Source organism: Lachnoanaerobaculum umeaense, assembly GCF_003589745.1.
GTDB lineage: Bacteria > Bacillota > Clostridia > Lachnospirales > Lachnospiraceae > Lachnoanaerobaculum > Lachnoanaerobaculum umeaense.
In genome coordinates, this window is sequence record NZ_CP032364.1 from 380761 (window position 1) to 407600 (window position 26840).

24 protein-coding genes are annotated in these 26840 nt (G+C 35.6%); 23 read left to right on the forward strand and 1 reads right to left on the reverse strand.

Features of this window, described 5'->3' with window-relative positions; translation table 11 throughout:
* The 21 genes from murB to D4A81_RS01675 all read left to right on the forward strand — a co-directional run bounded on the left by murB (position 1) and on the right by D4A81_RS01675 (position 22342).
* On the forward strand, positions 1-882 hold the full coding sequence (murB, locus tag D4A81_RS01575; protein WP_111523976.1) for a UDP-N-acetylmuramate dehydrogenase: 882 nt from the start codon (positions 1-3) through the stop codon (positions 880-882).
* A 1-nt stretch (position 883) separates the two neighbouring features.
* Entirely contained in the window at positions 884-1759 is an 876-nt protein-coding gene (rapZ, locus tag D4A81_RS01580; RefSeq protein ID WP_111523900.1) for an RNase adapter RapZ, read from the forward strand.
* A gap of 8 nt (positions 1760-1767) precedes the next feature.
* Positions 1768-2730, forward strand: a complete 963-nt coding sequence (gene whiA, locus D4A81_RS01585; RefSeq protein ID WP_111523901.1) for a DNA-binding protein WhiA — start codon at positions 1768-1770, stop codon at positions 2728-2730.
* Positions 2723-2983, forward strand: a complete 261-nt coding sequence (locus D4A81_RS01590; protein ID WP_111523902.1) for an HPr family phosphocarrier protein — start codon at positions 2723-2725, stop codon at positions 2981-2983. The genes whiA and D4A81_RS01590 overlap by 8 nt, the downstream gene beginning before the upstream one ends.
* 208 nt (positions 2984-3191) lie before the next feature.
* Complete coding sequence (locus D4A81_RS01595; RefSeq protein ID WP_111523903.1) at positions 3192-3965, forward strand: basic amino acid ABC transporter substrate-binding protein; 774 nt, start codon at positions 3192-3194, stop codon at positions 3963-3965.
* Position 3966: 1 nt separating this feature from the next.
* A complete protein-coding gene (locus D4A81_RS01600; RefSeq protein WP_111523904.1) occupies positions 3967-4659 on the forward strand; it encodes an amino acid ABC transporter permease in 693 nt (230 codons plus the stop codon).
* Positions 4649-5386 carry an amino acid ABC transporter ATP-binding protein gene (locus D4A81_RS01605; protein WP_111523905.1) on the forward strand — a complete coding sequence of 246 codons (738 nt, stop codon included), beginning with the start codon at positions 4649-4651 and terminating at the stop codon, positions 5384-5386. The genes D4A81_RS01600 and D4A81_RS01605 overlap by 11 nt, the downstream gene beginning before the upstream one ends.
* Before the next feature lie 194 nt (positions 5387-5580).
* Positions 5581-6276, forward strand: a complete 696-nt coding sequence (locus D4A81_RS01610) for an MIP/aquaporin family protein (protein WP_111523906.1) — start codon at positions 5581-5583, stop codon at positions 6274-6276.
* A 128-nt stretch (positions 6277-6404) separates the two neighbouring features.
* Positions 6405-7787 (forward strand): ATP-dependent Clp protease ATP-binding subunit ClpX, encoded by a 1383-nt coding sequence (clpX, locus tag D4A81_RS01615; protein ID WP_111523907.1) that lies wholly within the window; start codon positions 6405-6407, stop codon positions 7785-7787.
* Between the two features lie 9 nt (positions 7788-7796).
* Positions 7797-8276 carry a signal peptidase II gene (gene lspA / locus D4A81_RS01620; RefSeq protein WP_111523908.1) on the forward strand — a complete coding sequence of 160 codons (480 nt, stop codon included), beginning with the start codon at positions 7797-7799 and terminating at the stop codon, positions 8274-8276.
* 15 nt (positions 8277-8291) lie between these two features.
* Positions 8292-9557, forward strand: coding sequence for an HlyC/CorC family transporter (locus tag D4A81_RS01625; protein WP_111523909.1), 1266 nt, complete (start codon positions 8292-8294; stop codon positions 9555-9557).
* 2 nt (positions 9558-9559) lie between these two features.
* Positions 9560-10204, forward strand: coding sequence for an HAD hydrolase-like protein (locus D4A81_RS01630; protein WP_111523910.1), 645 nt, complete (start codon positions 9560-9562; stop codon positions 10202-10204).
* Entirely contained in the window at positions 10198-10518 is a 321-nt protein-coding gene (locus D4A81_RS01635) for a hypothetical protein (protein ID WP_111523911.1), read from the forward strand. Before D4A81_RS01630 ends, D4A81_RS01635 begins: the two co-directional genes overlap by 7 nt.
* The gene (locus tag D4A81_RS01640; RefSeq protein WP_111523912.1) at positions 10506-11048 is read left to right on the forward strand and encodes an NUDIX hydrolase; all 543 of its coding nucleotides are present in this window, start codon (positions 10506-10508) and stop codon (positions 11046-11048) included. The genes D4A81_RS01635 and D4A81_RS01640 overlap by 13 nt, the downstream gene beginning before the upstream one ends.
* Positions 11049-11171: 123 nt before the next feature.
* Positions 11172-12311 carry a trans-sulfuration enzyme family protein gene (locus D4A81_RS01645; protein WP_111523913.1) on the forward strand — a complete coding sequence of 380 codons (1140 nt, stop codon included), beginning with the start codon at positions 11172-11174 and terminating at the stop codon, positions 12309-12311.
* An 11-nt stretch (positions 12312-12322) separates the two neighbouring features.
* Positions 12323-13495, forward strand: coding sequence for a MalY/PatB family protein (locus D4A81_RS01650; RefSeq protein ID WP_111523914.1), 1173 nt, complete (start codon positions 12323-12325; stop codon positions 13493-13495).
* Between the two features lie 228 nt (positions 13496-13723).
* On the forward strand, positions 13724-15982 hold the full coding sequence (lon, locus tag D4A81_RS01655; protein ID WP_111523915.1) for an endopeptidase La: 2259 nt from the start codon (positions 13724-13726) through the stop codon (positions 15980-15982).
* A gap of 68 nt (positions 15983-16050) precedes the next feature.
* Positions 16051-17220, forward strand: a complete 1170-nt coding sequence (locus tag D4A81_RS01660; protein ID WP_111523916.1) for an iron-containing alcohol dehydrogenase — start codon at positions 16051-16053, stop codon at positions 17218-17220.
* Positions 17221-17339: 119 nt separating this feature from the next.
* Entirely contained in the window at positions 17340-17837 is a 498-nt protein-coding gene (locus tag D4A81_RS01665) for a QueT transporter family protein (RefSeq protein WP_111523917.1), read from the forward strand.
* 700 nt (positions 17838-18537) lie between these two features.
* Positions 18538-20190, forward strand: a complete 1653-nt coding sequence (locus D4A81_RS01670; protein ID WP_111523918.1) for a glycosyl hydrolase family 18 protein — start codon at positions 18538-18540, stop codon at positions 20188-20190.
* Between the two features lie 103 nt (positions 20191-20293).
* Entirely contained in the window at positions 20294-22342 is a 2049-nt protein-coding gene (locus D4A81_RS01675; RefSeq protein WP_111523919.1) for an IdeS/Mac family cysteine endopeptidase, read from the forward strand.
* A gap of 95 nt (positions 22343-22437) precedes the next feature.
* Here D4A81_RS01675 and D4A81_RS01680 read toward each other — a convergent pair whose 3' ends face one another.
* A complete protein-coding gene (locus tag D4A81_RS01680) occupies positions 22438-23193 on the reverse strand; it encodes a DeoR/GlpR family DNA-binding transcription regulator (RefSeq protein WP_111523920.1) in 756 nt (251 codons plus the stop codon).
* Positions 23194-23585: 392 nt separating this feature from the next.
* Here D4A81_RS01680 and D4A81_RS01685 point away from each other — a divergent pair, with 392 nt between their 5' ends.
* Both D4A81_RS01685 and D4A81_RS01690 read left to right on the forward strand, forming a co-directional pair.
* On the forward strand, positions 23586-24998 hold the full coding sequence (locus D4A81_RS01685) for a rhamnulokinase (protein ID WP_111523921.1): 1413 nt from the start codon (positions 23586-23588) through the stop codon (positions 24996-24998).
* A 12-nt stretch (positions 24999-25010) separates the two neighbouring features.
* A complete protein-coding gene (locus D4A81_RS01690; RefSeq protein ID WP_111523922.1) occupies positions 25011-26792 on the forward strand; it encodes an L-fucose isomerase in 1782 nt (593 codons plus the stop codon).
* Positions 26793-26840 lie beyond the last annotated feature (48 nt).

Consider the following 26840-nt stretch of genomic DNA (forward strand, 5'->3'; position numbering starts at 1 on the left):
ATGGATTTTAAAAGCATCCTGGGTGAAAATTGTAAGAACGGAGAGTTATTAAAAGACCATACAACATTTCATGTTGGTGGAGAATGTAGATTTTTCTTAACTCCTGTCACTGAGGAACAACTTGGCCTTTGTATGGATATTATAAGAAAAGAAAATTACAAGTATTATATACTGGGAAAAGGCAGTAATATATTGGCAGATGATAGAGGCTACGATGGAGTAATCATTTCTACCTGCCTTCTAAATGATAGTATTACGCATGAAGGTGAATATATTGAAGCCGGAGCCGGAGTGGGGCTTGATAAAATAAGTGATTATGCTATGGAGCAAAGTCTTAGCGGTTTTGAATTTGCATGTGGAATACCTGGAAGCCTTGGAGGTTCAATAGTTATGAATGCAGGTGCCTATGGCGGAGAGATGTCAGAGGTACTTTATGAAGTAAAGGTTCTTTGTCCTGATGGAAGTATAAAATGGAAATTAGCTTCAGACTTGGAACTGAGCTATAGAAAAAGTAATATCTTAGCAAATAATGAGATAGTTTTAGCTGCCAAACTGAAATTGCAGCCTGGAGATAAAGAAAAAATAAGGCTACAAATAGAAGACCTCAACAGTAGAAGAAGAGAAAAGCAGCCTTTGGAATATCCGAGTGCAGGTTCGACATTCAAAAGACCTGAGGGATATTTTGCGGGAAAGCTTATAGACGATGCAGGTCTTAGAGGTTTTAGACTTGGCGGTGCGGCAGTATCACAAAAGCATTGTGGCTTTGTAATAAATTATGACAATGCTTCATCAGATGATATAAAAAAATTGATAGAGCATGTACGTGCTAAAGTTTATGAAAAATTTGGTGTTCAATTAGAATGTGAAGTAAGGATGATTTGATATGAAGATAATTATTGTAACAGGAATGTCCGGTTCAGGTAAGACTGTTGCATTAAAGATGTTTGAAGACTTTGGGTATTACTGCGTTGACAATCTGCCGCTTGAACTACTTTTAAATTTTGTGGATCTGACCATTGAATCTGAAAGAGGAATGAATGGAGTAGCACTTGGCATTGATATTAGGAGCGGACTGAACGGTCTACAGGAAGTATTTGATGAACTTGATCACAAGAAGATAAATATGGAGATACTCTTCCTTGAGGCAGATGATGATACATTGATAAAAAGATATAAGGAAACTAGACGAAATCATCCGCTGGCGGCAGGAGGTAGATTGATAGATGGTATAAATCTTGAAAGAGAAAAGCTGGCTTTTTTAAGAAGCAGAGCGGATAGAATATTGGATACCGGAAGATTTTTGACTAAGGAATTGAAGCAGGAACTAAAAAAAATCTATGTGGACGGTAAGTCATTCAATAATCTTTTTGTTACAGTTCTCTCATTTGGATATATGTATGGTATACCTGAAGATCCAGATCTATTATTTGATGTGAGATTTTTGCCAAATCCTTTCTATGATCATAATCTTAGATTAAAGACCGGAGAAGAAAAGGAAGTTGCAGACTATGTGTTCTCAAATAATGATGCTGAAATTTTTCTGGATAAGCTGGATGATATGATTGATTTTTTGATACCAAGATATATAGATGAGGGAAAGAGTGCATTGGTGATAGGTATAGGCTGTACAGGAGGTCAACATCGTTCAGTGGCGATTGCAGCTGCACTTAAGGAAAAACTTGATAAGATAGATGGAATAGGTGTCAGACTGGAACATAGAGATATGGGCAAGAATATTTCACGAATTTCGCAAAGATAGGACAAAAGATGACATTTTCTTCAGAGGTAAAAAATGAACTTATAAGGGTAAATCCTACGGTTAGGCATTGCATACTTGCAGAAATTTTGGCGATTGTTTACTTTATCGGTACTGTTTCTACATCAAAAAATAACGAAATATCTTTACAAATAAACACAGAATATTCGGGACTTGCCAGAAAGTACTTTACTTTAATTAAAAAAACATTTAATATAAATACAGATGTAGTAGTAAGCAATAGTGCATTGGTCAGGCGTAAGCGTTTATATTCGGTCAGTATTATGGATGATGCTGGCGCCAGAGAGGTGCTTAAAGCTATAAAGCTTCTTAAAAACCAAGAGTTATTAGATTGTTTGTCACTTAGGAGTAATACAGTTTTATTAAATTCCTGCTGTAAAAAAGCTTTCTTTAGAGGAGCATTTCTATCTTCAGGTTCGATCACAGATCCTGAAAAGGGCTATCATCTTGAAATTGTATGTTCCACTATAGATGATGCATTATCTTTAAAGGAATTGATGGAAGATTTATCGCTCAAGCCCAAAATTACTACAAGGAAAAAAGCTAATGTAGTATATATAAAGGACAGTGATCAGATATCATTAGCACTTGGTCTGATGGAAGCACCTACATCGCTTATGAACTTCGAAAATATTCGAATCTTAAAAGGGATGCGAAATGATGTAAACAGAAAAGTGAATTGTGAGACAGCAAATATAAACAAAACAGTGTCAGCAGCACTTTCTCAACTTGAGGATATACAACTTATTAAAGAGATTATGGGACTTGAAAAATTGACATCAAATCTGGAGGCGGTAGCCAATGCCAGACTGGAAAATCCTGATGCTTCTTTGGTGGAACTTGGAAAAATGATTAGTCCACAGCTTGGGAAAAGTGGGGTTAATCATAGGTTGCGTAAACTCTCTATCATCGCAGACCAATTAAGGGAAAAAGTAAGGAGAGAAAATGGTTAGGAAGTCAGTTAAGATTGCGATGGATGCAAAGACTGAAACTAAACCGGTAGCTATGCTAGTACAGGTGGCCAGCCAGTTTGAAAGCAGGATTTATGTTGAAAGTGGTACTAAGAAGGTAAATGCAAAGAGTATCATGGGCATGATGACATTAAAGTTTGGTGATGGCAAAGAGGTATACATATCAGCAGACGGTAATGATGAAATACATGCCGTAAATGAGATGGAGAAATATTTGACTTCAGCAGCGGTATAGCTGATGGAATATATTGCATTTATTGGGTATGATTACGCTGAATCGAGGACTCTAATTTTGTATACAATATGACAGTTGGTTTTTCTAACTTAGTATAAATACAAGATTAGGGTCTTTTCCTGTGTAATTTATAAAAAGCTATTGCATTCTTATAATAAAGAGTGTATTATTATGCAATAAGATTTTTTATGTACAAATGGAGGGTTTTATGAAGAAAATAATATTAGCACTGGTTATGACAGGTTTAATGGTAACAAGTTTGGTAGCATGTGGCGGTTCGAAGGCAGCTGAGAGTAGTGAAGGAGAAGCAAAAACTATAGAGTCAGGAAAGCTCATAGTTGCTACAAATGCAGAATTTCCACCATATGAGTATCATGAAGGAGACAAGATTGTAGGTATTGATATGGAGATAGCAGATGCCATAGCAAGTAAGCTTGGAGTTCAGATAGAGATAGAAGATATAGCATTTGACTCAGTTATTTTAGAGGTAACATCAGGTAAGGCTGATTTAGGTTTGGCAGGTATTACAGCTACAGAAGAAAGAAAGCAGAGTGTGGACTTTTCTGATTCATATACTTCATCAAAACAGCTTATTATAGTAAAGGATGATTCAAGCATAGCTTCAGGTGCAGACCTTGAGGGTAAAACAATTGGAGTACAGACAGGTACTACAGGTGATCTTATGGTAGGCGATATAAAGGATGCTAAGCCTGAGAGATATGCAAAGGGTATGGATGCTGTTCAGGCACTTAGTCAGGGTAAGATAGATGCTGTTGTTATAGACAGTGAAGTTGCAAAGAAGTTTGTAGAAGAGACTAGCGGTCTTAAAGTTTTGGATGAGGCATATGCAGAGGAGAACTATGCCATAGCAGTTCAAAAAGGTAATAAAGAGCTTTTAGATGCAGTAAACAAGGCACTTTCAGAGTTGAAGGCTGATGGAACAATAGACAGCATTATTGCAAAGTATATCAAGGCAGAATAACATGTTTGAAGAGTTGAAATCGCAGTTTATCTTAAATTTCATAACAGATAACAGATGGCTATCCCTGTTAAATGGTCTGTTAGTCACTTTGGAGATTACATTCTTTGCTGTAATACTTGGATTTCTACTGGGATTTGGCGTAGCTATTGTAAGAAATGTGTACGACAATACAAAGAAATTGAGATTTTTAAATTTCTTATGCAATATTTATCTTACAGTAATAAGAGGAACTCCGGTAGTTGTACAGTTGCTTATAATATATTTTGTTATATTCAGTTCAATAAAAGTGGATAAGAGTATTGTGGCTATACTGGCTTTTGGAATCAATTCAGGAGCATATCAGGCAGAGATTTTTCGTTCGGGTATTAATTCTGTACCAAGAGGTCAGATGGAAGCCGGAAGAAGTTTAGGATTTAATTATCCTCAGACAATGATATATATTATTATGCCTCAAGCTATAAAGAATATATTGCCTACTCTTGCAAATGAGTTTATTGTTTTGATGAAGGAGACTTCAGTTGCAGGCTATATTGCTTTAGAGGATTTGACAAGGGCAGGAGAAGTTATAAGGAGTAGGACATACTCTTCAATGATGCCTTTCCTTGCAGTTGCACTGCTTTACCTTATCATGGTAATGCTCTTTAGCTATTTGGTAAAATTACTTGAGAGGAGTTTGGCTAGAAGTGGCAGGTGATAGACTTATAGAAGTAAAGAATTTATGTAAGGAATTTCATGGCAAGCAGGTACTAAAGAATATATCTCTGGATATTAACAAAGGAGATGTGGTATGCCTTATAGGACCTTCAGGTTCAGGTAAGTCAACCTTTCTTAGATGCCTTAACAGAATGGAGGAGGCAAATAGCGGAGAAATATTATTTGAAGGCACTGATATATGCAAAAAGGATGTAGACATTGATGTACATCGTAGAAAGATGGGTATGGTTTTTCAACAGTTTAACCTATTTCCACATATGACAGTGCTAGAGAACCTTGTTTTAGCCCCTATGAAACTCCAAAAAATAAGTGCAGATGAGGCAGAGAAATATGCAATGAGTCTATTGGAGAAGGTAGGACTTGATGATAGGGCAAATGAGTACCCATCAAAGCTTTCTGGAGGCCAGCAGCAGAGAGTTGCTATAGTCAGAGCACTTTGTATGAAGCCGGATGTTATGCTTTTTGATGAGCCGACCTCAGCACTTGATCCTGAGATGGTAGGAGAAGTACTGTCAGTTATGAAGGATCTGGCCAAGCAGAAGATGACCATGGTAGTTGTAACACATGAGATGGGCTTTGCAAGAGAGGTTGCAAACAGAGTGGTTTTCCTGGACTCAGGAGAGTTTGTAGAGGAGAATGTTCCATATGAGTTCTTTACAAATCCAAAGAATGATAGATTAAGGACCTTCTTAAGTAAGGTTTTATAAGATAGAGAGGATCGAGTAGTCAGTCCTTTTTATATTTGAATAATATAAAGTTTTCTAAAGTAAATGATAGAAAGTATTAATATAATGCTATGGACTTTTATGAAATTAAGTTGTATAATGAGCAACGTTGTTTTAAGGAGGTTTAAAATCCTTTTTAATGTTTAACTACAATTTAGAGAATATTGGAGGTAATAATGAAGAAATATTTAGCAGAGTTTATAGGTACTTGCGTACTGACACTTTTCGGATGTGGTAGTGCTGTAGCGGTAAATACACTGTTGGCTCAGAGTAATGTACTTGTTCCACTTGGTTTTTCCACCTTGCTTATAGCATTTGCTTTTGGACTTTCTATAGTGGCTATGGCATACTCTATCGGAAATATTTCGGGATGCCATATCAATCCTGCCGTATCACTTGGCATGTTGGTATCAGGTAGAATGAATGTGAAAGATTTTACAGGATATGTAATATCGCAGTTTTTGGGAGGCATTTTAGGTGCAATCTTGCTTTTCATTATACTTGGTTCAAATGCATCACTAGGGACAAATGGATTCGGTGAAGCAAGTGCTATGGGTATATCAGTGGGAGTTGCTTTCCTTGTAGAAGTTATACTTACATTTGTATTTGTTTTGGCAATTTTGGGTGTTACATCAAAGGCTGAGAATGGAAGAATTGCAGGACTTGTAATAGGTCTTTCACTTACTTTGATTCATATATTTGGTATTCCTTTTACAGGAACATCTGTAAATCCTGCAAGAAGCTTTGGACCTGCAATTGTAAGTGGTCTTACTTCAGTTGCATTTGCACAGGTATGGTTATTTATACTTGCTCCACTTGTAGGTGGTGCTCTGGCAGCAGTTTGTTACAACTTCCTATCAAAGGAAGATTAATAAAGACTATTATTTAAATAAAAGATAAGTATAAGAAATGTACCGTATTTCCACGAATATGGCACATTTCTTTTTTTTATGTTAGAATGATTAGCATAAAACTATTGTAAAATATTGGGAATGGAAAAATGGAAGATAATAAAAACGATAAAGATGATAATAATAAATATGAGAAAATATGCTATATGTGCAGGAGACCGGAATCAAAAACCGGTACAATGATATCTATGCCCGGCGGGATAGATATATGTCCTGATTGTATACAAAAAACTTTTAACTCCATGCAAAGTATGGATATCAGCAAATTGTCAGGAATGTCAAAGATGAATATAGATGATATAAAAAATATAGATCTTAATAGTTTCAATATTCCGAACATGAATGTGAATCCAATACCTGAAAGAGCCAGGGTTAAAAAAAGAGATGAAAAAAGAACGGAGCCACTTTTCACAATGAAAGATGTTCCGGCACCACATGTGATAAAGTCAATGCTTGATGAATATGTGATAGGGCAGGATCAGGCAAAGAAAATTATCTCTGTTGCAGTGTACAATCATTATAAAAGAATCTTTTTAGATAAGGGTAAAGATGGCACCAGGATTGAAAAGTCAAATATTCTTATGATAGGACCGACAGGAAGTGGAAAGACCTATCTTGTAAAGACATTGGCGAAATTACTTAATGTACCACTTGCCATAGCGGACGCAACCTCACTTACAGAGGCAGGGTATATAGGAGATGACATAGAAAGTGTTATCTCAAAGTTACTACTTTCTGCGGGTAATGATGTGGAGAGGGCAGAGTGCGGCATTGTATTTATTGATGAAATAGATAAGATTGCAAAAAAGAAAAATACTAATTCAAGGGATGTAAGTGGAGAAAGTGTACAACAGGAACTTTTAAAGCTTTTGGAAGGCAGCAAGGTTGAGGTTCCGGTAGGTACCAATCAAAAAAATGTGCTGGCACCAATGGAAACTGTAAATACAGACAATATATTATTTATATGTGGAGGTGCATTTCCTGCACTTGATGATATCATAAAAGAGAGATTGAGAAAAAATACCAGCATGGGATTTAACTCAGATCTTAAGGATAAATTTGATAATGACAGTAATTTATACGCAAAGGTAACAAATGAGGATATCAAAAAGTTCGGTATGATCCCGGAGTTTATAGGAAGATTACCTGTAATATGTACACTGTCAAAGCTTGATAAAGAGGCATTCAAAAAGATATTGATCGAGCCGAAGAATGCGATATTAAAACAATATAAAAAGCTTTTGGAGCTTGATGAAGTGGAACTTATATTTGATGATGATGCAATGGATTATATTGCAGAACTGGCTATGGACAAGGACACAGGAGCCAGAGCACTTCGTTCAATTATAGAAGAGTTTATGCTTGATATCATGTATGAAACTCCAAAGGATAAAAATATCGGTAAAGTTATAATCACCAGAGACTATCTGGAACACAAGGGTAGTCCCAATATAATATTTAGAAATATATAGGAGGGGGATATGTTTGTTGTATTAATACCTGTATTAACTTGTCTTGACTTAGTTATAAAATATGCAATAAATTCTATGGATAAAAAGGATTTGCCAAGAAATATTGCCGGTAAAATAGAAATAGATAAATTTCATAATAAGGGATTTCCGTTTGGTAAGCTAAAGGAAAATCAGAAAGTAGTAAAATATATTCCGGTATTTATTACTTCAGTACTAATTGGAGGACTTTCTTTCTTACTTCCACAAAAAGGAAAGAAGATAAAGAAGCTATCACTCAGCCTCATTATAGCAGGTTCACTTAGCAATATCTTTGACAGATTTACAAGGGGATATGTAGTGGATTATATTCGTATCAAAGTAAAGGTGCTTGATAAGGTGATTTTTAATATTGGTGATATTTTTATAGTACTTGGAAGTCTTATGATGCCTTTTGGGTCAAAGAAAAAAATAAATAATATAGCAGTGGATAATATACCCACTGAGGAATAGAATATAGGAGTTATTTTGGAAACAAGTGACATATTACAGCTGGTCATATTACTAGTGCTATTATCTGCGTCAGCTTTTTTCTCGTCTGCAGAAACGGCACTGATGACTTCAAATAAATTGAAGATAAGAAACATGGCTGAAGCCGGAGATAAGAGAGCAACAAAGGTACTGGATATAACGGCAAATACAGATAAGATGCTTTCCGCAATATTAATAGGAAATAATATAGTTAATCTGTCAGCATCATCAATTTCTACAACACTTACATTAAAGCTTTTTGGCAGTAGCCTGGTGAGCGTTGCGACAGGTATTCTGACATTTCTTATATTGGTTTTTGGTGAAATTACTCCCAAAAATGTAGCATCAAAAAATGCCGAAGACATGGCATTAAAATATATTGGAATCATCTCAATTCTTGTAATTGTTTTGACGCCTTTTATTTATATAGTGAATAAGGTGTCAGGACTTGTTATTTCTATTTTTAGTAAAAATAGTGATGACAATAATATGGTAACTGAGGATGAACTTAGGGCAATGGTAGAAGTCAGCCATGAGGACGGAGTCATTGAAAACGAAGAGAAAAAGATGATAGTAAATGTGGTGGACTTTGGAGATACTGTTGCAGGTGATATTATGGTGCCGAGAGTAGATATGGTAATGGTTTCTGTAGACTCATGCTATGATGAAATTTTGAATATTTTTAGAGAAGAAAGATATACCAGAATACCGGTGTATGAAGATAGTCCTGACAATGTTATAGGTATATTGAATGTAAAAGATTTCCTTTTGATAGAAGATAAAGAAAATTTTTCTGTAAAGGAACATCTCAGAGAGCCACTTTATACATTTGAGTATAAAAAGACATCTTCACTTATGATGGATATGAGAAAGACCGGTGCAAATATAGTTATAGTGTTAGATGAGTATGGTATAACAGCAGGGCTTATAACATTGGAGGATATGCTTGAGGAAATAGTCGGAGAGATAAGGGATGAATTTGATGCAGATGATGACGAGGGTATTACAAAGATTTCTGAAAGTGAGTATATCATAGACGGTTCTACAAATTTGGATGATGTAAATGAGAGAATTGGGCTTGAATTAAGCTCTGAGGAGTATGAGTCTATTGGCGGAATAATTATGGAAAAGTTAGGACGACTTCCAATAGAAGGTGAGGTCATTACATTTGACAATATAATATTGACAGTAAAGAAAATGGACCATGCAAGAATAGAAAAGGTCGGATTAAAATTAAAACAGGCTGTAGCCAAGGAGCAGTAGGAATGAAGCAAAAGCATATTTTATTTGATTTGGATGGTACTATAGTAAGGTCGGACCTTGGGATTACAAAGGGAGTGCAAAAGTCATTAGAGCATTTTGGAATATATGAGGACCTTGAGGAATTGAAAAAGTTTGTAGGCCCTCCAATGGTTGAAAGTTATACAAAATTTTATGGTCTCAGTCTGGAACAGTATGAGGAAGCATTAGCTGTATTCCATAAGTACTACAAGTCAGTAGGTATATTTGAGTGTGAACTTTATAGCGGAATAGAAGAGATGTTAGAGGGCTTATCAAAAAAATATAATCTCTATGTAGCTACTTCAAAGCCTGAAAAGGAGGCAAGAAGAGTAATAGAACATTTTGGACTTGATAAGTATTTTACATATGTAGGTGGTGCAGATGGAGATTTTAATACCAAGAGGGCCACAAAGACTGCTGTGATTGAATATGTATTGGAAACAAACAAAATAATGGACAGAGATTATGCTATAATGATAGGTGATAAGAGCCATGATATAGTGGGTGCTACGAATACAGGGCTAAAGAGTATCGGAGTCCTCTATGGCTATGGTGGAATAGAAGAGCTTGAAGGAGCGAATTACATTATAAAGAATGTAGATGATTTAAGAGAAATGTTTATATGTTAAAAAAAGGTGACTTGTTAAATATAGGATATTATGATTATGGTCAATATTTTACAGGGAGTCTAGACGGTTTAAGATTTAGGCTGGGGAGAGATCCTCTGGAAAAGGTAAATTTTACGCCGAAGGATAAGAGGGGCGAGGCAAAGCTAAAACTTACAGTATGGCCTGAGCCCTTTAGTTTTGACCGTACAGAGGATGATAAGAAGAAGGACCATTATTTTGATTATTCAAATGATGGTTTGGATAAAATAATTGAGTTTTTAAATAATGTGGCTTCCATAGTAAAGTCAGGCAAGGAGAAAATATGGAAAAAATAATTAGAGAAAAAAGAGAACTGGCATATGAAGGTACAATAGTAAAGGTGTATAAAGACCATGTACTGATTAATGACAAAAGATCTATATGGGATTATATACAGCATAATGGTGCAGCGGCAGTAGTACCGATACTTAATAATGGTAAGATACTCCTGGTGCGTCAGTACAGAAATGCATTGGACAGATATACTCTGGAGCTTCCGGCAGGTAAGGTAGACTCTAAGGATGAGCCAAGAAGAATATGTGCTTTTAGAGAACTCGAAGAAGAAACAGGTTACAAGGTAGCTTCTCCGGATGATTTGGAGTTCTTGATAAGAATTGATACTATGGTAGCTTTCGGTGATGAAGAGATAGATATCTTTGTTGCAAGAAATCTTATTAAGAGTGAGCAGCATTTGGATGAGGATGAGAGCATTGACATAGAAGAGTGGGAGCTAGAGGAACTTGTAGATTTGATTTATAAGGGAGAATTGAAAGATTCAAAAACAGTGGCTGCAATTATTGCCTATAAGAACAAGTACAATTTATAAATTCATTGATATAGGCTTTTCTTATAACCAGAGCAAGAAAACATCTTATTGACCAAGAAAATATGAGCTTGTAAAATGTTTTCTATTGTTAGTAATAGTTTTTAAGAAAAGTCAGGTGAATTTATGAATATTGAAACATTATGTGTACATAGTTTGAATGAAGATAAGAAGGCCCATGCATATGGTGCAATGACAGTGCCGATATTCCAGACGGCTACCTTCTCTCACCCGGGAGTAGGTGAAAGTACAGGATATGATTACTCTCGTCAATCAAATCCTACAAGAACAGAGCTGGAGGATTGCATCAGTGCATTGGAAGGGGCTTATGATACAGTGGCAACTTCTACAGGTATGGCTGCCTGCTCTTTGGTGCTTGAGCTTTTTAATGCAGGTGATCATATCATATCTCAGGAAGATATATATGGTGGAAGTACAAGACTCTTTAATACTTTGGGAGTGGAAAGAGGCAGAAAATTTAGCTATGTGAATACAACAAAGCCTGAGAATGTTTTGAATGCGATAAATGAAAATACAAAGGCTATATTTATTGAAACACCAAGCAATCCTACAATGCTTGTTACAGATATAAGAGAAATCGCAAAGATTGCAAGGGAGAATAATCTCTTATTGATCGTTGACAATACATTTTTAAGTCCGTATTTCCAAAATCCGATAAAGCTTGGTGCAGATATTGTTATTCACAGCGGTACAAAATATATTGCAGGTCACAATGATACTTTGGCAGGATTTGTATGTACTGCAAATGAGGAATTATCCGAAAAAATCAGATTTATGTATAAGACTATTGGTCCAAGTCTTTCACCATTTGACAGCTTCTTAACTCTTAGAGGACTGAAGACATTGGCAATAAGAATGGACAGAATACAGGAAAATGCATTAAAGATTGCAAATTTCCTAAAGACAAATAAAAAGATTACAAATGTGTACTATGTAGGACTGCCGGAACATCCCGGACATGATATAAACAAAGCCCAGTCAAGAGGATTTGGAGGTATGATAGCCTTTACAACTGATACTGCCAAAACTGCAAGAGATGCATTTGAAAAGCTGGAAATAATAAAGTATGCAGAGAGCCTTGGTGGTGTAGAGTCCTTGATTACCTTTCCTATGATACAGACACATGCGGATGTAGCCGTGGAGGTAAGAGAAAGACTTGGAATAACAGATACATTTCTAAGACTTTCAGTTGGAATAGAAAATGTGGATGATCTAATAAAGGATTTGGAGAGAGCATTGGCATAATAAGGAGATATATGTACGATTTTGATAAGATTATAGATAGAAAAGGTACTGATAGTTTGAAGTTTGACTGTGCAAAGCTAAGAGGTAAAAATGGTGATGAGCTTTCACTCTGGGTTGCGGATATGGATTTTCCGGTTGCACAGCCTATTACAGATGCCTTGCAAAAAAGAGTAGACCATGGAATCTATGGGTATACTGAAGTGCAGTCAGATTATTTTGAAGTAGTAAAAAACTGGTTTGTAAAAAATTTTTCTTGGGAACCAAAAGATGGAAGTTTAGTCAAGACACCCGGAGTAGTATATGCTATAGCAATGGCTGTAAAGGCATTCTCAAAAGAGGGTGAAGGTGTTATTATACAGCAGCCTGTATACTATCCTTTCAGTGAGATGATACTTAGCAATAACAGAAAGCTTATCAACTCGCCGCTTGTAATAAAAGACGGTAGATATGAGATGAACTTTGAAGAGTTTGAAAAGAAGATAGTAGAAAATCAGGTAAAACTTTTTATACTTTGCTCTCCACATAATCCTGTAGGTAGGGTTTGGAGTAAGGATGAGCTAAAAAGAATAGGTGATATATGTATAAAGCATAATGTGGTTATCTTCAGTGATGAAATACATGCCGATTTTGTATATCCCGGAAATAAGCATACAGTATTCGCTTCATTGGGAGATGAATATGCTGCAAATGCTGTAATTGCTACAGCACCAAGTAAGAGCTTTAATATAGCCGGGCTTCAAGTTTCAAATATTTTTATAGAAAATAAGAAGCTTAGAGACGCTTTTAAAAATGAGATAGTAAAATCAGGATATTCACAGATGAATACGATGGGGCTTGTAGCTGCAAGAGCAGCTTATGAGTCAGGACAGGAATGGTTGGATGCTGTAAGAGGATATATAAAGGGAAACCTTGATTTTCTTAGAGATTATTTGAAAGAGAATATTCCACAGGTAAAACTTATAGAGCCGGAAGGCACATACCTTGTATGGGTAGACCTTAGAGAGCTTGGTCTGACTGAAGAAGAGAGAGAGGATCTCATAGTAAATAAGGCAAAGCTTTGGATAGATTCAGGTGCTATGTTTGGAGTAGACGGAGAGGGATTTGAGAGATTTAATATAGCATGTCCAAGAGAATATTTGAAGATGGCACTTGATAGTTTGACAAAGGCGATTAAAAGTATGTAGTGTAGAAGTATACACTACATACCGGAAGATAATCAAGGTAAAGCAAAAATAAAACTATTATACTTATTTAATTTTATAAAATTTAATTATCACTTGACGGGTAAGAGTGCCAGTGATATACTGTAATCCATGTAGATGGGGAGGTTGAAAGCAAGCCATTGTTTCAACCTCTCTTTTACAAATAGTCTTTAGCACTCTTTTACAATAAGTGCTAACAAAGGAGGGCGTATGATTTTAATACCTACATATAATACGGTAGTTTTACCGGGGTCAAAAATATATTTTAGAAAAGAGTATTTACAGGAGGCAGGGGTAAGTAAGATCTCTATAGGTGAAAAAGTAACATTTCTTTATTTAAGAGAGCCGAAAGATACAGATATTACAATGGAAGATATATACCCAATAGCAGTTGCAGGGCAAGTACTGTCTGTGGATGATGAGGGCGGTGCAAATCTGGAGGCATTCAATAGAATAAATATTGAATATATAGATTTTGAAACTCAAAATGTTGTGGGAGTGCAGAGACCTGAGATAGATGATCTTGATCCACAAAGTGCAAGTGAAATGCTTGTAGGACTTAGAGACGAATTGCTAAACTATGTTACTAAGTTTCAATGGGGACTTATGGCAAGGGGATATGTACTTGCTTGGAAGAATATGAATGAGGTAATGGTAGGTCTGTCACCATTTATGAATATCACTCCGGAGGAGAAATATTCAGTACTTGCAGAGGATTCTACAAAGGCAAGGGCAGAACTTATAGAACAGTATGCCAGAGAGTTTATGGCTATAAATGAGGTAAGTGAGGAAGCAAAGAAGGCACAAAAGGAGCTTCATGAGAAGGCATATAGGGAAGATGCAATAAAAAAACAGATAAGTTTTCTACAAAAATCTTTGGATGAGATGCATCCTGAAAATATCTCTGAAGTAAGAAAGTTTGAAGAAAAAATAGAAAATTCAGGGATGAATGAGATTGCCAGAAAGGAAGCAGATAATGTACTTAACCGAATGAAACAGGAGGGTAAGGACAGCCATGAGTATGGACTACTTTACAATTATCTGGATTTTGTAACTTCACTACAGTGGAAAAAAGAAGAACCCAAGGATATAGAGCTTGATAATGCAATGGAGGTCCTCGATAGAGAGCATTATGGACTCAAAAAAGTAAAAAAGAGAATAATTGAGCAACTTGCAGTAATGTCTTTAAATAAAAAGCAAAGTGGTTCAATACTTCTTTTTATAGGTGCTCCCGGTACAGGTAAGACGAGTATAGGAAAGAGTATTGCGGAAGCACTTGGTAGAGAATATGTGCGTATATCACTGGGAGGCATCAGAGATGAAGCCGATATCAGAGGTCATAGAAGAACTTATATAGGAGCTATGCCGGGAAGAATAATGGACGGCATTAAAAAGGCAGGTACCTCAAATCCTGTAATGGTTTTGGATGAGATAGATAAGCTTGCCTCATCATATAATGGTGATCCTGCAAGTGCTTTACTTGAGGTACTTGATCCTGAGCAAAACAATACTTTCACAGATCACTATATGAATGTACCATATGATTTGTCTGATGTACTCTTTGTATGTACAGCAAATTCACTTGATACTATACCGGGGCCACTTCTTGATAGAATGGAAGTTATAAGATTTACAGGATATACTGCACTTGAAAAGTTCTCTATTGCAAAGGATCATTTGATACCTAAAGCAAAGAAAAAGGCGGGAATTGGTGAAGATAATCTCATAATAGAAGATGAAACTATAAAAGCAATTATAAACAGTTATACAATGGAAGCCGGAGTGCGTGGACTGAAGAAACAAATAAGCTCACTTTGCAGATATGCAGCGGTAGAACTTGTAAAAAATCATAAAGAACTGATAGATGTAAAGCCGGATGATTTGTCGGAATATTTGGATCAAAGACCTATAAAACATGAGAGCATATTAGAGAAAAAACAGGCAGGAGTGGTTACGGGTCTTGCATGGACTGCTGTAGGCGGAGAGATATTATTTATAGAGACAATGCTGACAAAGGGTAAGGGTAAGATAAAAATCACAGGTCAGCTTGGAGATGTAATGAAAGAGAGTGTGGATATTGCAATCAGTCTTGTAAAGTCTATGTATCCGGAAAGCTATGAAGTGTTTGAAAATAATGATATTCATATCCATGTGCCGGCAGGAGCAGTGCCGAAGGATGGACCAAGTGCAGGTATTACTATGACTACAGCATTGTCTTCTCTTGTAAATAATATTCCTGTTTCTCCGAAGTATGCTATGACAGGAGAAGTTTCACTTCGTGGAAATGTAATGCCTATAGGTGGTTTGCCGGAAAAGCTTATGGCAGCTGCCAGAGCAGGAATAAAGAAAGTATTTATACCGGAAGATAATAAGGACGATCTGAAGGAAGTGGCAGAGGAAGTTTTGAATGAACTTGAAATAATTCCTGTGAAAAAGGTTGAAGATGTATTGGGTATTGTATTAAAATAAGGACGGCACGATAATAGATGTGAAAATAAAATCCATGGTAAAATATGGCGAAAAAGTGGAGGTGCAATATGTTAAGTTTCAAACATGACATTCCTACCAAATTATACTTCGGTGAGGGGCAGATCAAAAGACTGGCAAAATCATTGGAGCCTTTTGGCAAAAATGTTTTGTTAGTCTATGGTGGCGGTTCAATCAAGAAAATAGGTCTTTATGATGAAGTGATAAAGATTTTAAAAGAAAACGACTTCAATATTACTGAATGTGACGGTATAGAGCCAAATCCTAGAATAACTTCAGTAAAACGTGGTGTAGAACTTTGTAAAGAGCATAATATTGATGTGATTTTGGCAGTAGGTGGTGGAAGTACTATTGACTGTGCAAAAGCAATAGCAGTAGGCCGCTACTATGCGGGAGATGATCTCTGGGAGATGGTAAAAACCAGCTTTAGAAGATCGAAAGCACTTCCACTTGTAGATATACTTACACTCAGTGCGACAGGTTCAGAATTTGATGCCGGTGGTGTAATATCAAACCTTGATACAAATGAAAAATTAGGTGCAGTATATACCTATCCTTCAGTAAGCATATGTGATCCGACTTATACATTCAGTGTATCTCCTTATCAAACAGCGGCAGGCAGTGCTGACATTATGAGCCATATATTTGAAGGATATTTTTCAAGAACTATGGATGGTGATTTATCAGACGGTATAGCAGAGACTATATTAAAATCGGTTATGAAAAACTGTAAGATTGCACTTAAAGATCCTACAAATTATGCGGCAAGAGCAAATCTTATGGCAGATTCTTCAGTGGCTTGCTCAGGTATACCTGAATATGGAAAGCAGGGTACAGGATGGCCATGTCATGCTATGGAACATGAGCTTTCAGCTTATTATGACATCACTCATGGTGTAGGACTTGCTATTTTGACTATTAGATGGATGCGCCATATCCTAGGTAAAGATGCAAGTGCCATGGAGAGATTTGTAAAATTTGCAAAGAATGTAATGGGACTTAGTGGAGATGATGAGAGAAAACTTGCATTTGCCGGAATAGATGCACTTGAGAATTATTTTAAAGAAACAGGTATTCCGATGACATTGACTGAGCTTGGCATTGATGATAAACATTTCGAAGCCATGGCAGCACATGCAAATGCAGACGGATACTTAAAAGATGCATTTGTAGCACTTACCAATGAGGATATAGTTGAAATCTATAAGGCATGTTTATAGTATAAAACATAATTATACTAAGAAAACACTTGATTTATTTCCTAAAATAACGTAAAGTATCTAGCGTACTTGGTGAGTTCGAAACCTTCCTCACCTAAAACAAAACTAAAGGAGAAAATATGAAAAATATTACGACTAAGATGATGGCACAGGGTGCAGTTATAGCAGCAGTATATGTAGTGCTTACACTTGCATTTGCCCCTATAAGTTTTGGTGCTATTCAGTTCAGAATTTCTGAGGCACTTTGTATTTTGCCATTTTTTACAGTGGCAGCAGTACCGGGAGTAAGTATAGGTTGTCTTTTGGCAAATATACTTGGTGGAGCAGCTCTTCCTGATATAATATTTGGAACATTGGCTACACTTATAGGTGCAATACTAAGTTATAGAATTAGAAATGTTTCAAAGTGGTTGGTATGTGTACCACCGATACTTGCAAATGCAATCATAATTCCATTTGTATTAAAGTTCGCTTATGGTTTAACAGATTTGATACCATATATGATGCTTACAGTAGGAGTTGGAGAAGTGCTTGCAGTAGGTTTGCTGGGTAATTTATTGATGTTAGCACTTGAGCCTAAAAAAGCATTTATATTTGGTTCATATCAGGGAGTTTAAATGTAATAAAAGAGAGTCGATATTCGGCTCTTTTTTATTTTGATTTCACACAATACATCTTGCCATATACCGACCGAACGCCAATTCTATCTTGCAGACTTTATATGTGGCATTTATAATTGAATTTAAGACGGAGAAAGGAGAAAGCTACAAACTACTTTTATTAAAAGTCCCCAATATAAAAGTTAAGATTCAAAAATATCTAATGTACAAGACTATGATATCTATCTGTCAATCTATAGAACAGTAAATCATAGTATTCTAAGTTATATCACACTAGAAAAACCCCAAAATGATTTTACACATATAAAAATATATTAGAATACTGTTATAATGCAAAGCCCACACAGGTTGTAGTGAATAGATAAGTTGTATATAGTTCGGTTTTTAATATATTTTATAAAACCGTCTGTGTATATGTATAAAATCTAAATTTTATAAAAAGTGTCAATGAAGAAGTGTCACAGTTAAGGCTTACTAGGTAGCCGTCCATTGATACTAAACATATTGATAAATAGAAAGCCGTGTAAGTTAAACTGTCAGAATAGAAAAATATTTTGACAGTTTTTTGGCATGCGTATAGAATGATTTGTAGAGTAATAAAATTATGAGTATAAAAATAGAGTCTTAAATGTTTATACATATTTATAATTTATAATGGTAAAAACTTTACAATAAATTATTTTGATGTGGAGGAAAAGTGAAAAGGAAAGTTATAATAGGAATTTTAATAGTAATATGTATAATATTTGGAGCTATATTTATACCAAGAGAAATAAAAGATATTATCGGATCGACAGAAAAAATTTCAGAGTATGATATATACCAGGTGAAGGATGATGAAGTAGCACTTGTATATAATTATTCTTTGCAAAAAGCTAAAGCAATATATAAAGATGGAGTTGTATATATCCCTTTGAATTGGACTAGAGCAATAATTAATGATAAGTTTTATTACAGTGATAATGAAAAGCTTTTATCATATGCTCTACCTACAGAGATAGTATATGCAAATTTTGAAAATGTAGATAATAATGGGAAGCCTCTTTTAATAGAAAACGAAGATAAGGCGTATTTGTCTATAGAAACTATAAAGGTATATACAGATATTTGGGTGGAAACCTATACTGATGGAGATATTAAAAAAATATACATTAATGATAAATTCGGAAAATATGAGCAGGCAAGTATAAAGTCAAAGACAGGACTTAGAGTAGATGCAAGTAATTGGTCGGCAAGTATAGAAAATGTGGAACTTGATAATGATGAGAATGTAGTTGTAGTTGAGCAAAAGGATAAGTGGTGCAGAGTGCTGACACAGAATGGTGTGCTTGGATATGTAAAAAAAAATCATTTGAAGAACATATTGGAAGCCGAGAGAGTAAGCAATTTTATAAAGCCGGATTACACTTCCATTTCTATGGATGAGAAGGTAGTGCTGGGCTGGCATCAGGTTACAACAAGTGCAGCAAATAGCGGAATGGATAAGGTTGTAGCAAATACAAGCGGATTGAATGTTATATCCCCTACCTGGTTTAAGCTATCAGATAATAAGGGAAATTATACTTCTATAGCAAGTAAGGACTATGTAGATGCAGCACATAAAAAAGGCTTGAAGGTATGGCCTCTTATTGACAATTTCAGCACAGAGATAAGTACTTTAAAGATTTTATCTTCCTCAGAAAACAGGAAAAACCTTATCGCCAATTTGATGAGTGATGTAGAGAAGTATGATTTTGACGGAATAAATATAGACTTTGAATCACTGACTCAAGACAATGCACCTCATTTTATTCAGTTTATGAGAGAACTTTCAGTTTCATGTAGAAATAGTGGAGTAGTATTAAGCGTAGATGTACCAATACCGGCTTCTTATAATATGTACTATGAAAGAGATGAATTGGCAGAAGTGGTGGATTATGTTATAAATATGGGATATGATGAGCATTATAGTGGGTCTGATGAGGGCAGCAGTGCATCTATAAATTTTGTAAAGAACTCTATAACAGATAGCTTAGTAGAGGTACCAAAGGAGAAACTTATAAATGCAGTACCTGTATATACAAGAGTTTGGACAAAGGAGAATAGTAAAGTATCATCAAGTGCACTTGGAATGAGTGCGGCTGCAAATTGGGTTAAAGAAAACAATATTGAACTTACTTGGGATGATGAAGTAGGACAGTATACAGGTCAAACAACTATAGGAAGTGCTAGAAAATACATATGGCTAGAAGATGAACGCTCTATGAAACTTAAGATGGATGCAATAAAGGAAGAAGATCTTGCAGGTGTAGCAGTATGGAAGTTGGGACTTGAACCTAAAGAAATATGGAATGTTATATCATATAAATAATAGATATTTATAAAAATAAGCAGTATTATATGTTTACAAAAATTCAGTCATATTTATATTGGCTGATTTTTTGTGTAATGTTGAGTAATGAAAGGGTAATGCAATGAAAAAGTTTAACGGTAAGTCTGTTTTTTTAGGACTTGCAGCAGCAACTATAATCTCATCTAATGCCTATGCAGGTATTGAAGGATGGAAATTTGAGGGTAATAATTGGAAATATTATAAAGAAGATAAAGCTTTAAAGGCCTGGCAGCAATTAAATAATAAATGGTATTTTTTTAATGAGGATGGAAGTTTAAAAACAGGATGGCATTTGGATGCTACAAATAATTGGTACTTTTTAGACAGCTCTAAAAATTCTAATGAAGGTATGCTTTTGTCAGGATGGCAGTGGATAGACGGATACTGCTATTATTTTGAAAACATTGATAAATCTACTCTTGGCAGAATGTATGTAAATACTGTAGTGAATGGATATAGAATTGATGCTACAGGTAGATGGACAAATGAAAAAGGTGTTGAATATTATGAAGCAGGCAAGGGAATAATTACAGTTAATACTTTACAAGGCTCTTTAAATACAGGTAAAAAATCAAGTGGAGGTGGAAGCTCCGGTAAAGGTGGTGGTTTGGGAAAAAGCGGAGAATCCGGTAAAGGTGGATCAAGTATAGGGGGTATTGGTGGAAAAACCGGCATAAATCAAGGCGATAATAATGATACTTCAAATCAAAGCCTGATAGTAGAAGAAAATTCGACTGTGAATAATGCAGATCAGACTAAGAGTGTAGAAAAAACAAAGGGTGATCAAAAATCTGAACAAAATAATTCAAATGAAGTAAATACTACTGAAGGTGGTCAGAACAAATCCGGAATGACTAATAATACAAGTGAGTATACTTATAATAAACCTACTGTGAATAAAGAAAATGAAGATGAAAAAACTAATACAACACAGGATAACAAAGTATCGGATAGCACTTCAAATGATTTGAGTAAAACAAAAGATACACAGACAAATACAAATGATAGTGATATAAAGTCGGCTACTGCTTCAAATGCCGAAATCCAAAAGGAAGAAGAACATAAAAATACAGAAACTACGAATAGTTCTGAGAAGAATAAAAATACTGAACAGCAGAACAAATCTGAAGAGAATATAGTAGAGAGTGATCAGGATAAGGCCAATAGAATAAAATCCTCTTTGACTACCGTTAAAAATGATAATGTGGTACAGTACACGAATGAAGATGGAGAAATTAGAACAATTATTTGGGCAAAGGGCATCAATGGACCTACTATGGGAGAGGGTGGAGATTTTCACAAAGAAATAACAAATGCGGGTTCAGATACATATATAGATTATAAAACTTCGTTCACTACAGGTGATGGATGGTATGATGTAAATAAGACAAGAGCCGGTGGCAATGTAGACGTAGATAAAAATCTTTGCTTTGGGGCAGTTTCATCCAATATGCTACATTGGTGGTTTGAACAAAATATTGAATATATTGACAGATATATAGTAAAGAATGGAGATATAATTCGTGCAAATAGGAAGATCTCAGATCTGAAATATTCTTTTAAGAGTCAGCAAAATAGTGCTATATTCGAACTCTTTAAGGTGTTATTTGGAAATAATGAGAAGGGATTTTATACAGACCTTTTGATGGACCTGTTTATAAACGGATATACTCCAAAGACAGGTGGAGGTACAAATATAGAAAGAGATGATTTAACACCTGATAGCAGAGGTGGATTTTTCTATGATGTGTTTAAAGGAGAGAAGCTGACAGACCGTACTTATGGTGGAAGTTATGAAGCTTTAGGTGATAAATTAAAAGAAGTACTGGGAGAAGCCGGTTTGATAGGTATATCTCATAAGGCTTTTAAAAACAGTAATCATATAGTAACTCTATGGGGTGCTGAATATGATTTGAATGGAAAGCTTATAGCGGTATATATTAGTGATTCAGATGATCAAAATGAAACAGAAGATGAAAGAGATCTGGGCATGAAACGCTATGAGGTTAGGAATGTAGGAGGAGTGGCAAAACTGTCCACAAATCAAACGAATAAGTCGTCAGGTTCAGCTATAGGATATCTTCATATACTATACTTAGGAACCACACAGTGGGAAAATTATTTTAAATAAAGCTAAGGGGCTGTCGCAGTAAAGACAAATACCGTCTTACATAACGTTTTATACTATATAAGACGGTATATTATGTTCTTAAAGCAACAGCCTTTTTAGATTATCTTTGCTATATTATTTTTTAATATTTCGTCCAGATCCGGAGAAAAATTTCCATTTGAAACCAAGGCATCAATATCAGAAAAATCTGACAACTTAAAGAAACCTACAGCTTCCTCCTTTGTATTGTCACAGAGAAGTATGGTTTTGCTTGCATTTTCTATCATACTCTTTTTAACTAAACCTTGAGAGTCGTCACCTTCAAATATTCCCTTTGTACTTATTGCCTTACAGGAAATTATTGCAAGTTCAGCATTGAAATTTTTTATAAAACTTGAAGCAAATTCCCCAACTATGGAAAGACTCTTATGCTTTAAGACTCCGGGACAGAGGAAACATTTCAAATCCTGAGCATTTGAAAGTTCATTTGCAATATTTATACCATTGGTTATTATGGTAATATTTTGCCTCAGCTTAAGTAGTGGAGCCAACTGGCAAACAGTGGATGATGAGTCTAAGAATAAGACCATACCGTCTTTTAAAATTGGAGCAGTCTTACTGGCAATAAGTTGCTTTTTATCAAGGTTTTCTATCCTCCTCATGCCAATAGGGCTTTCATTGGCGGACTTCACAATAATAGAGACATAGCCATGTGATCTCTTTACAATACCCTCTTCCTCAAGTGCGATCAAATCTCTTCTGACAGTGGAGCGTGAAGCGAAAATTCTCTGGCACAAGCTATCTATACTGGAGATACCGTTGCACTTATTTAAAACATCTAATATCTGTTGTTTTCTTCCATTCGAATCCATAAATATCCTCTTACTTGTATTTTGCAGCAATACCAAAAGGTAAGCAGCTATTGGGTTGAACAAAAAAATTCATACATGAACATTATATCATAAAATAAAAAAAAATATTCAAGAATATGTCCATATATATATTTTTATTATTAAATATGTTATATTGTCTCTAATGAAAAACATTTTCGGTAATATTTCGGAGATATGAAATTAGAAACAAAATCGATGAAAATAATTACGATTATGATAGAATTATTTATAAGAAAATTAGTAAAGTTTACTTGTCTTATAAATGGATTTTCATAACGGGGATTAGAAAAAGCTTTGTATTTCTATTTTCACAGATACATATAAGATATGTCTAAGATATTATCAAATTTATTATTGAAAGTTGGTGAGGTATGAGAAAAGTATTGGCTTTCGATATGGGAGCAACTTCCATTAGAGGTATAGTTGGATATGTAGATGGAGGTAAACTCATAACAGAGGAGGTTATGAGAATGTCCCACAGTATAAAAGAGAGGAATGGTAGACTGTACTGGGACTTTGATGCTATTTTAGAAAAAATAGTAAACACGATTATTGAGAACAAAGATGTCTCCTGTATAGGTATTGATACTTGGGGAGTAGACTTTGGGGTTATTGATAAAGATGGAAAACTTATAGATACTCCATTCTCCTATAGAGATGAGAAGTATGCAATGGGAAGAGAAGAGGCAAGGGCGAAGATAAGTGAGCTTGAAATATTCAAAAATAGTGGAAATCAGATAATGACCATAAACACAATATTTCAACTTCTTACATTAAAGAAGCTAAATCCGGATATATATGAAAAAGCCGATAAGATGCTGATGATGCCTGATCTTATTTTCTATATGCTTACAGGTAAGAAAATAGGTGAAGAGACTATTTGGTCTACTACCGGATTATATGATATGGGTCAGAGAAAGGTTTCAGATACTATATTTGAAAAGCTTGAACTGAATAAGAATCTTGTACCTGAAATAGTTAAGGCTACAGAGGCTGTAGGGAATACAAAGGATGCAAAGATAGAGGCATTAAGAGAGTTGAATATAGATGTTATACCGGTATGTACTCATGATACCGCAAGTGCACTTCTTATGACAGACAGCTTCTTAGATGAAGACAGTATGTTTTTAAGCTGTGGTACTTGGTCACTTATAGGTAGTGTAGTAGATAAATGCATTATAAATGAAGAAGCATATGAGAATGATCTTACAAATGAGTTAGGATTTGACTCAAAGCCAATGTTTTTTAAGAATATTACAGGACTTTACCTTTTGGAAAAGTACAAGGCGCAGCTTGAAAATAGACTTGAAAGAAAGATTCCATTTGATGAAATCAGTGATTATGTAAACAAGCTGGATAAGAAACTTTCACTTATAGATATGGATGCAGAAATATTTGCAAGAGAAAGCATTGATGTAAAGAGTGAAATTGATAATTTTATAAAGAATCAGAATGGAAACGTTCCGGAAGATGACTTTGATTATTTTGCTGTTATTTATGAGAGCATGGTAGCAAAGTATATGGAAGTAAAAACAGATATTGAAAAGATTTTAAATAAGAACTTTAAGAAGATACATATGATTGGGGGCGGAGCAAAGTCAAGTGTACTTACATCTATGATAGCAAATAAGATGAGTGTGGATGTAAAGGCAGGACCTTATGAAAGTTCAGCTCTTGGAAATATACTTCTTTCTCTGTTACATTTGAAGGAAGTGAAGGATTTAAAAACAGGTATTGAATTGATCTTAGGATCATGCGAGATAAAAAGAATAGATTCAAAATAATAAGGAGGGAATATGAATCATCCAAAGATAGGAATTAGACCTACAATTGACGGTAGATGGGGCGGCGTTAGAGAGTCCCTTGAAGAACAGACAATGAATATGGCAAAAAGAGCGGCTAAACTTATAGAAGATAACCTTAGATATCCTGATGGAGAAAAGGTAGAGGTGGTAATATCACCTACAACTATCGGTGGCGGTGCTGAAGCAGCTGTTTGTGAAGAGTTTTTTGCAAATCAAAATGTTATAGGAACACTTACAGTTACACCTTGTTGGTGCTACGGAACAGAGACAATGGATCTGAATCCTAACACAATTAAAGCTGTATGGGGATTCAATGGAACAGAGAGACCGGGTGCAGTTTATCTTGCAGCTGTTATGGCTGCATATGCACAGAGAGGACTTCCGGCATTCTCAATCTATGGAACAGAAGTTCAGGATAAGGATGACACTACTATTACAGAAGATGTTGCAAAGAAGATTTTAGACTTTGCAAGAGGTGCTGTAGCTGTAGGTGTAATGAAAAATCAGTCATATGTAAATATCGGTTCAGTATCTATGGGTATTGCAGGTAGTGTGGTAAACGTAGACTTCTTACAGAAGTATCTCGGAATGAGAACTGAGTGGGTAGATATGACAGAGGTTCTCAGAAGAATTACACTTGGTATTTACGATCATGAAGAGTTTGAAAGAGCCTTTGCTTGGGTAAAGGAATACTGCAAAGAGGGTATGGATATCAATGCAGGTAAGGACTTCCCTGAGATAATCAAGAAATCAAGATATATAGAAGATGACAAGCAGTGGGAATTCTGCGTAAAGCATGCAATGGTAGTAAGAGATATCCTTGAAGGAAATCCAAAGCTTGCCAAGATGGGCTGGCATGAGGAGTCTCTTGGAAGAAATGGTATTGCAGGTGGATTCCAGGGACAGAGAATGTGGACAGACTGGCTTCCAAACGCAGACTTTACAGAGGCTATTATGGCTTCAGGCTTTAACTGGAACGGTAAGAAGATGCCAACTCCATTCGCAACAGAGAATGACACATTAAATGGTATTGCTATGATGTTTGGATGGCTTTCTACAGGGAAGGCACCAATATTCTCAGATGTTAGAACATACTGGTCACCTGATGCAGTAAAGAGAGTTAGTGGTAAAGAGCTTAGCGGATATGCTAAGAACGGTATCATCCATCTTATCAACTCAGGTGCAAGCTGTTTGGATGCAAGTGCTGCAGCTAAGGATGAGAATGGTAACGGAACTATGAAGGAGTGGTGGAATCTTACAGACGCAGATGTTAAGGCTTGCTGTGAGGCTACTGATTGGTGTAGAGCCGACTATGAGTACTTCAGAGGTGGCGGTTTCTCATCACACTTTAAGACAGCTGCAGAAATGCCTGTGACCATGATAAGAGTAAATATTGTTGAAGGTGTAGGACCTACACTTCAGGTAATAGAAGGACATACATGTGTACTTGATGATGATGTACATAGAATACTTGATGAGAGAACAAGCAAGACATGGCCGACAACATGGTTCGCACCAAAGATTGGCGTAGGTGCTGCGGATTCAGTATACAATGTTATGGCTAAGTGGGGGGCAAACCACGGTGCAACAGTAGAAGGACATGTAGGAGATAGACTTCTTACATTGGCTTCAATGCTTAGAATCCCTGTAGCATTCCATAATATTGAGGACGAGAGGATATTCAGACCACATTCATTTAACGGATTTGGAACAGCTGATTTAGAGGGACAGGACTACAGAGCATGTGCTTACTATGGTCCACTTTATAAGTAAAATTAAATACAGGAGGGCTTGCCCTCCTGATAGTAAAGGGGAAAAAAT

Coding starts and splice junctions, on each gene's coding strand:
- murB (WP_111523976.1), top strand. CDS start 1: ATGGATTTTAAAAGCATCCTGGGTGAAAATTGTAAGAACGGAGAGTTA.
- rapZ (WP_111523900.1), top strand. CDS start 884: ATGAAGATAATTATTGTAACAGGAATGTCCGGTTCAGGTAAGACTGTT.
- whiA (WP_111523901.1), top strand. CDS start 1,768: ATGACATTTTCTTCAGAGGTAAAAAATGAACTTATAAGGGTAAATCCT.
- D4A81_RS01590 (WP_111523902.1), top strand. CDS start 2,723: ATGGTTAGGAAGTCAGTTAAGATTGCGATGGATGCAAAGACTGAAACT.
- D4A81_RS01595 (WP_111523903.1), top strand. CDS start 3,192: ATGAAGAAAATAATATTAGCACTGGTTATGACAGGTTTAATGGTAACA.
- D4A81_RS01600 (WP_111523904.1), top strand. CDS start 3,967: ATGTTTGAAGAGTTGAAATCGCAGTTTATCTTAAATTTCATAACAGAT.
- D4A81_RS01610 (WP_111523906.1), top strand. CDS start 5,581: ATGAAGAAATATTTAGCAGAGTTTATAGGTACTTGCGTACTGACACTT.
- clpX (WP_111523907.1), top strand. CDS start 6,405: ATGGAAGATAATAAAAACGATAAAGATGATAATAATAAATATGAGAAA.
- lspA (WP_111523908.1), top strand. CDS start 7,797: ATGTTTGTTGTATTAATACCTGTATTAACTTGTCTTGACTTAGTTATA.
- D4A81_RS01630 (WP_111523910.1), top strand. CDS start 9,560: ATGAAGCAAAAGCATATTTTATTTGATTTGGATGGTACTATAGTAAGG.
- D4A81_RS01635 (WP_111523911.1), top strand. CDS start 10,198: ATGTTAAAAAAAGGTGACTTGTTAAATATAGGATATTATGATTATGGT.
- D4A81_RS01640 (WP_111523912.1), top strand. CDS start 10,506: ATGGAAAAAATAATTAGAGAAAAAAGAGAACTGGCATATGAAGGTACA.
- D4A81_RS01645 (WP_111523913.1), top strand. CDS start 11,172: ATGAATATTGAAACATTATGTGTACATAGTTTGAATGAAGATAAGAAG.
- D4A81_RS01650 (WP_111523914.1), top strand. CDS start 12,323: ATGTACGATTTTGATAAGATTATAGATAGAAAAGGTACTGATAGTTTG.
- lon (WP_111523915.1), top strand. CDS start 13,724: ATGATTTTAATACCTACATATAATACGGTAGTTTTACCGGGGTCAAAA.
- D4A81_RS01660 (WP_111523916.1), top strand. CDS start 16,051: ATGTTAAGTTTCAAACATGACATTCCTACCAAATTATACTTCGGTGAG.
- D4A81_RS01665 (WP_111523917.1), top strand. CDS start 17,340: ATGAAAAATATTACGACTAAGATGATGGCACAGGGTGCAGTTATAGCA.
- D4A81_RS01675 (WP_111523919.1), top strand. CDS start 20,294: ATGAAAAAGTTTAACGGTAAGTCTGTTTTTTTAGGACTTGCAGCAGCA.
- D4A81_RS01680 (WP_111523920.1), bottom strand. CDS start 23,193: ATGGATTCGAATGGAAGAAAACAACAGATATTAGATGTTTTAAATAAG.
- D4A81_RS01685 (WP_111523921.1), top strand. CDS start 23,586: ATGAGAAAAGTATTGGCTTTCGATATGGGAGCAACTTCCATTAGAGGT.
- D4A81_RS01690 (WP_111523922.1), top strand. CDS start 25,011: ATGAATCATCCAAAGATAGGAATTAGACCTACAATTGACGGTAGATGG.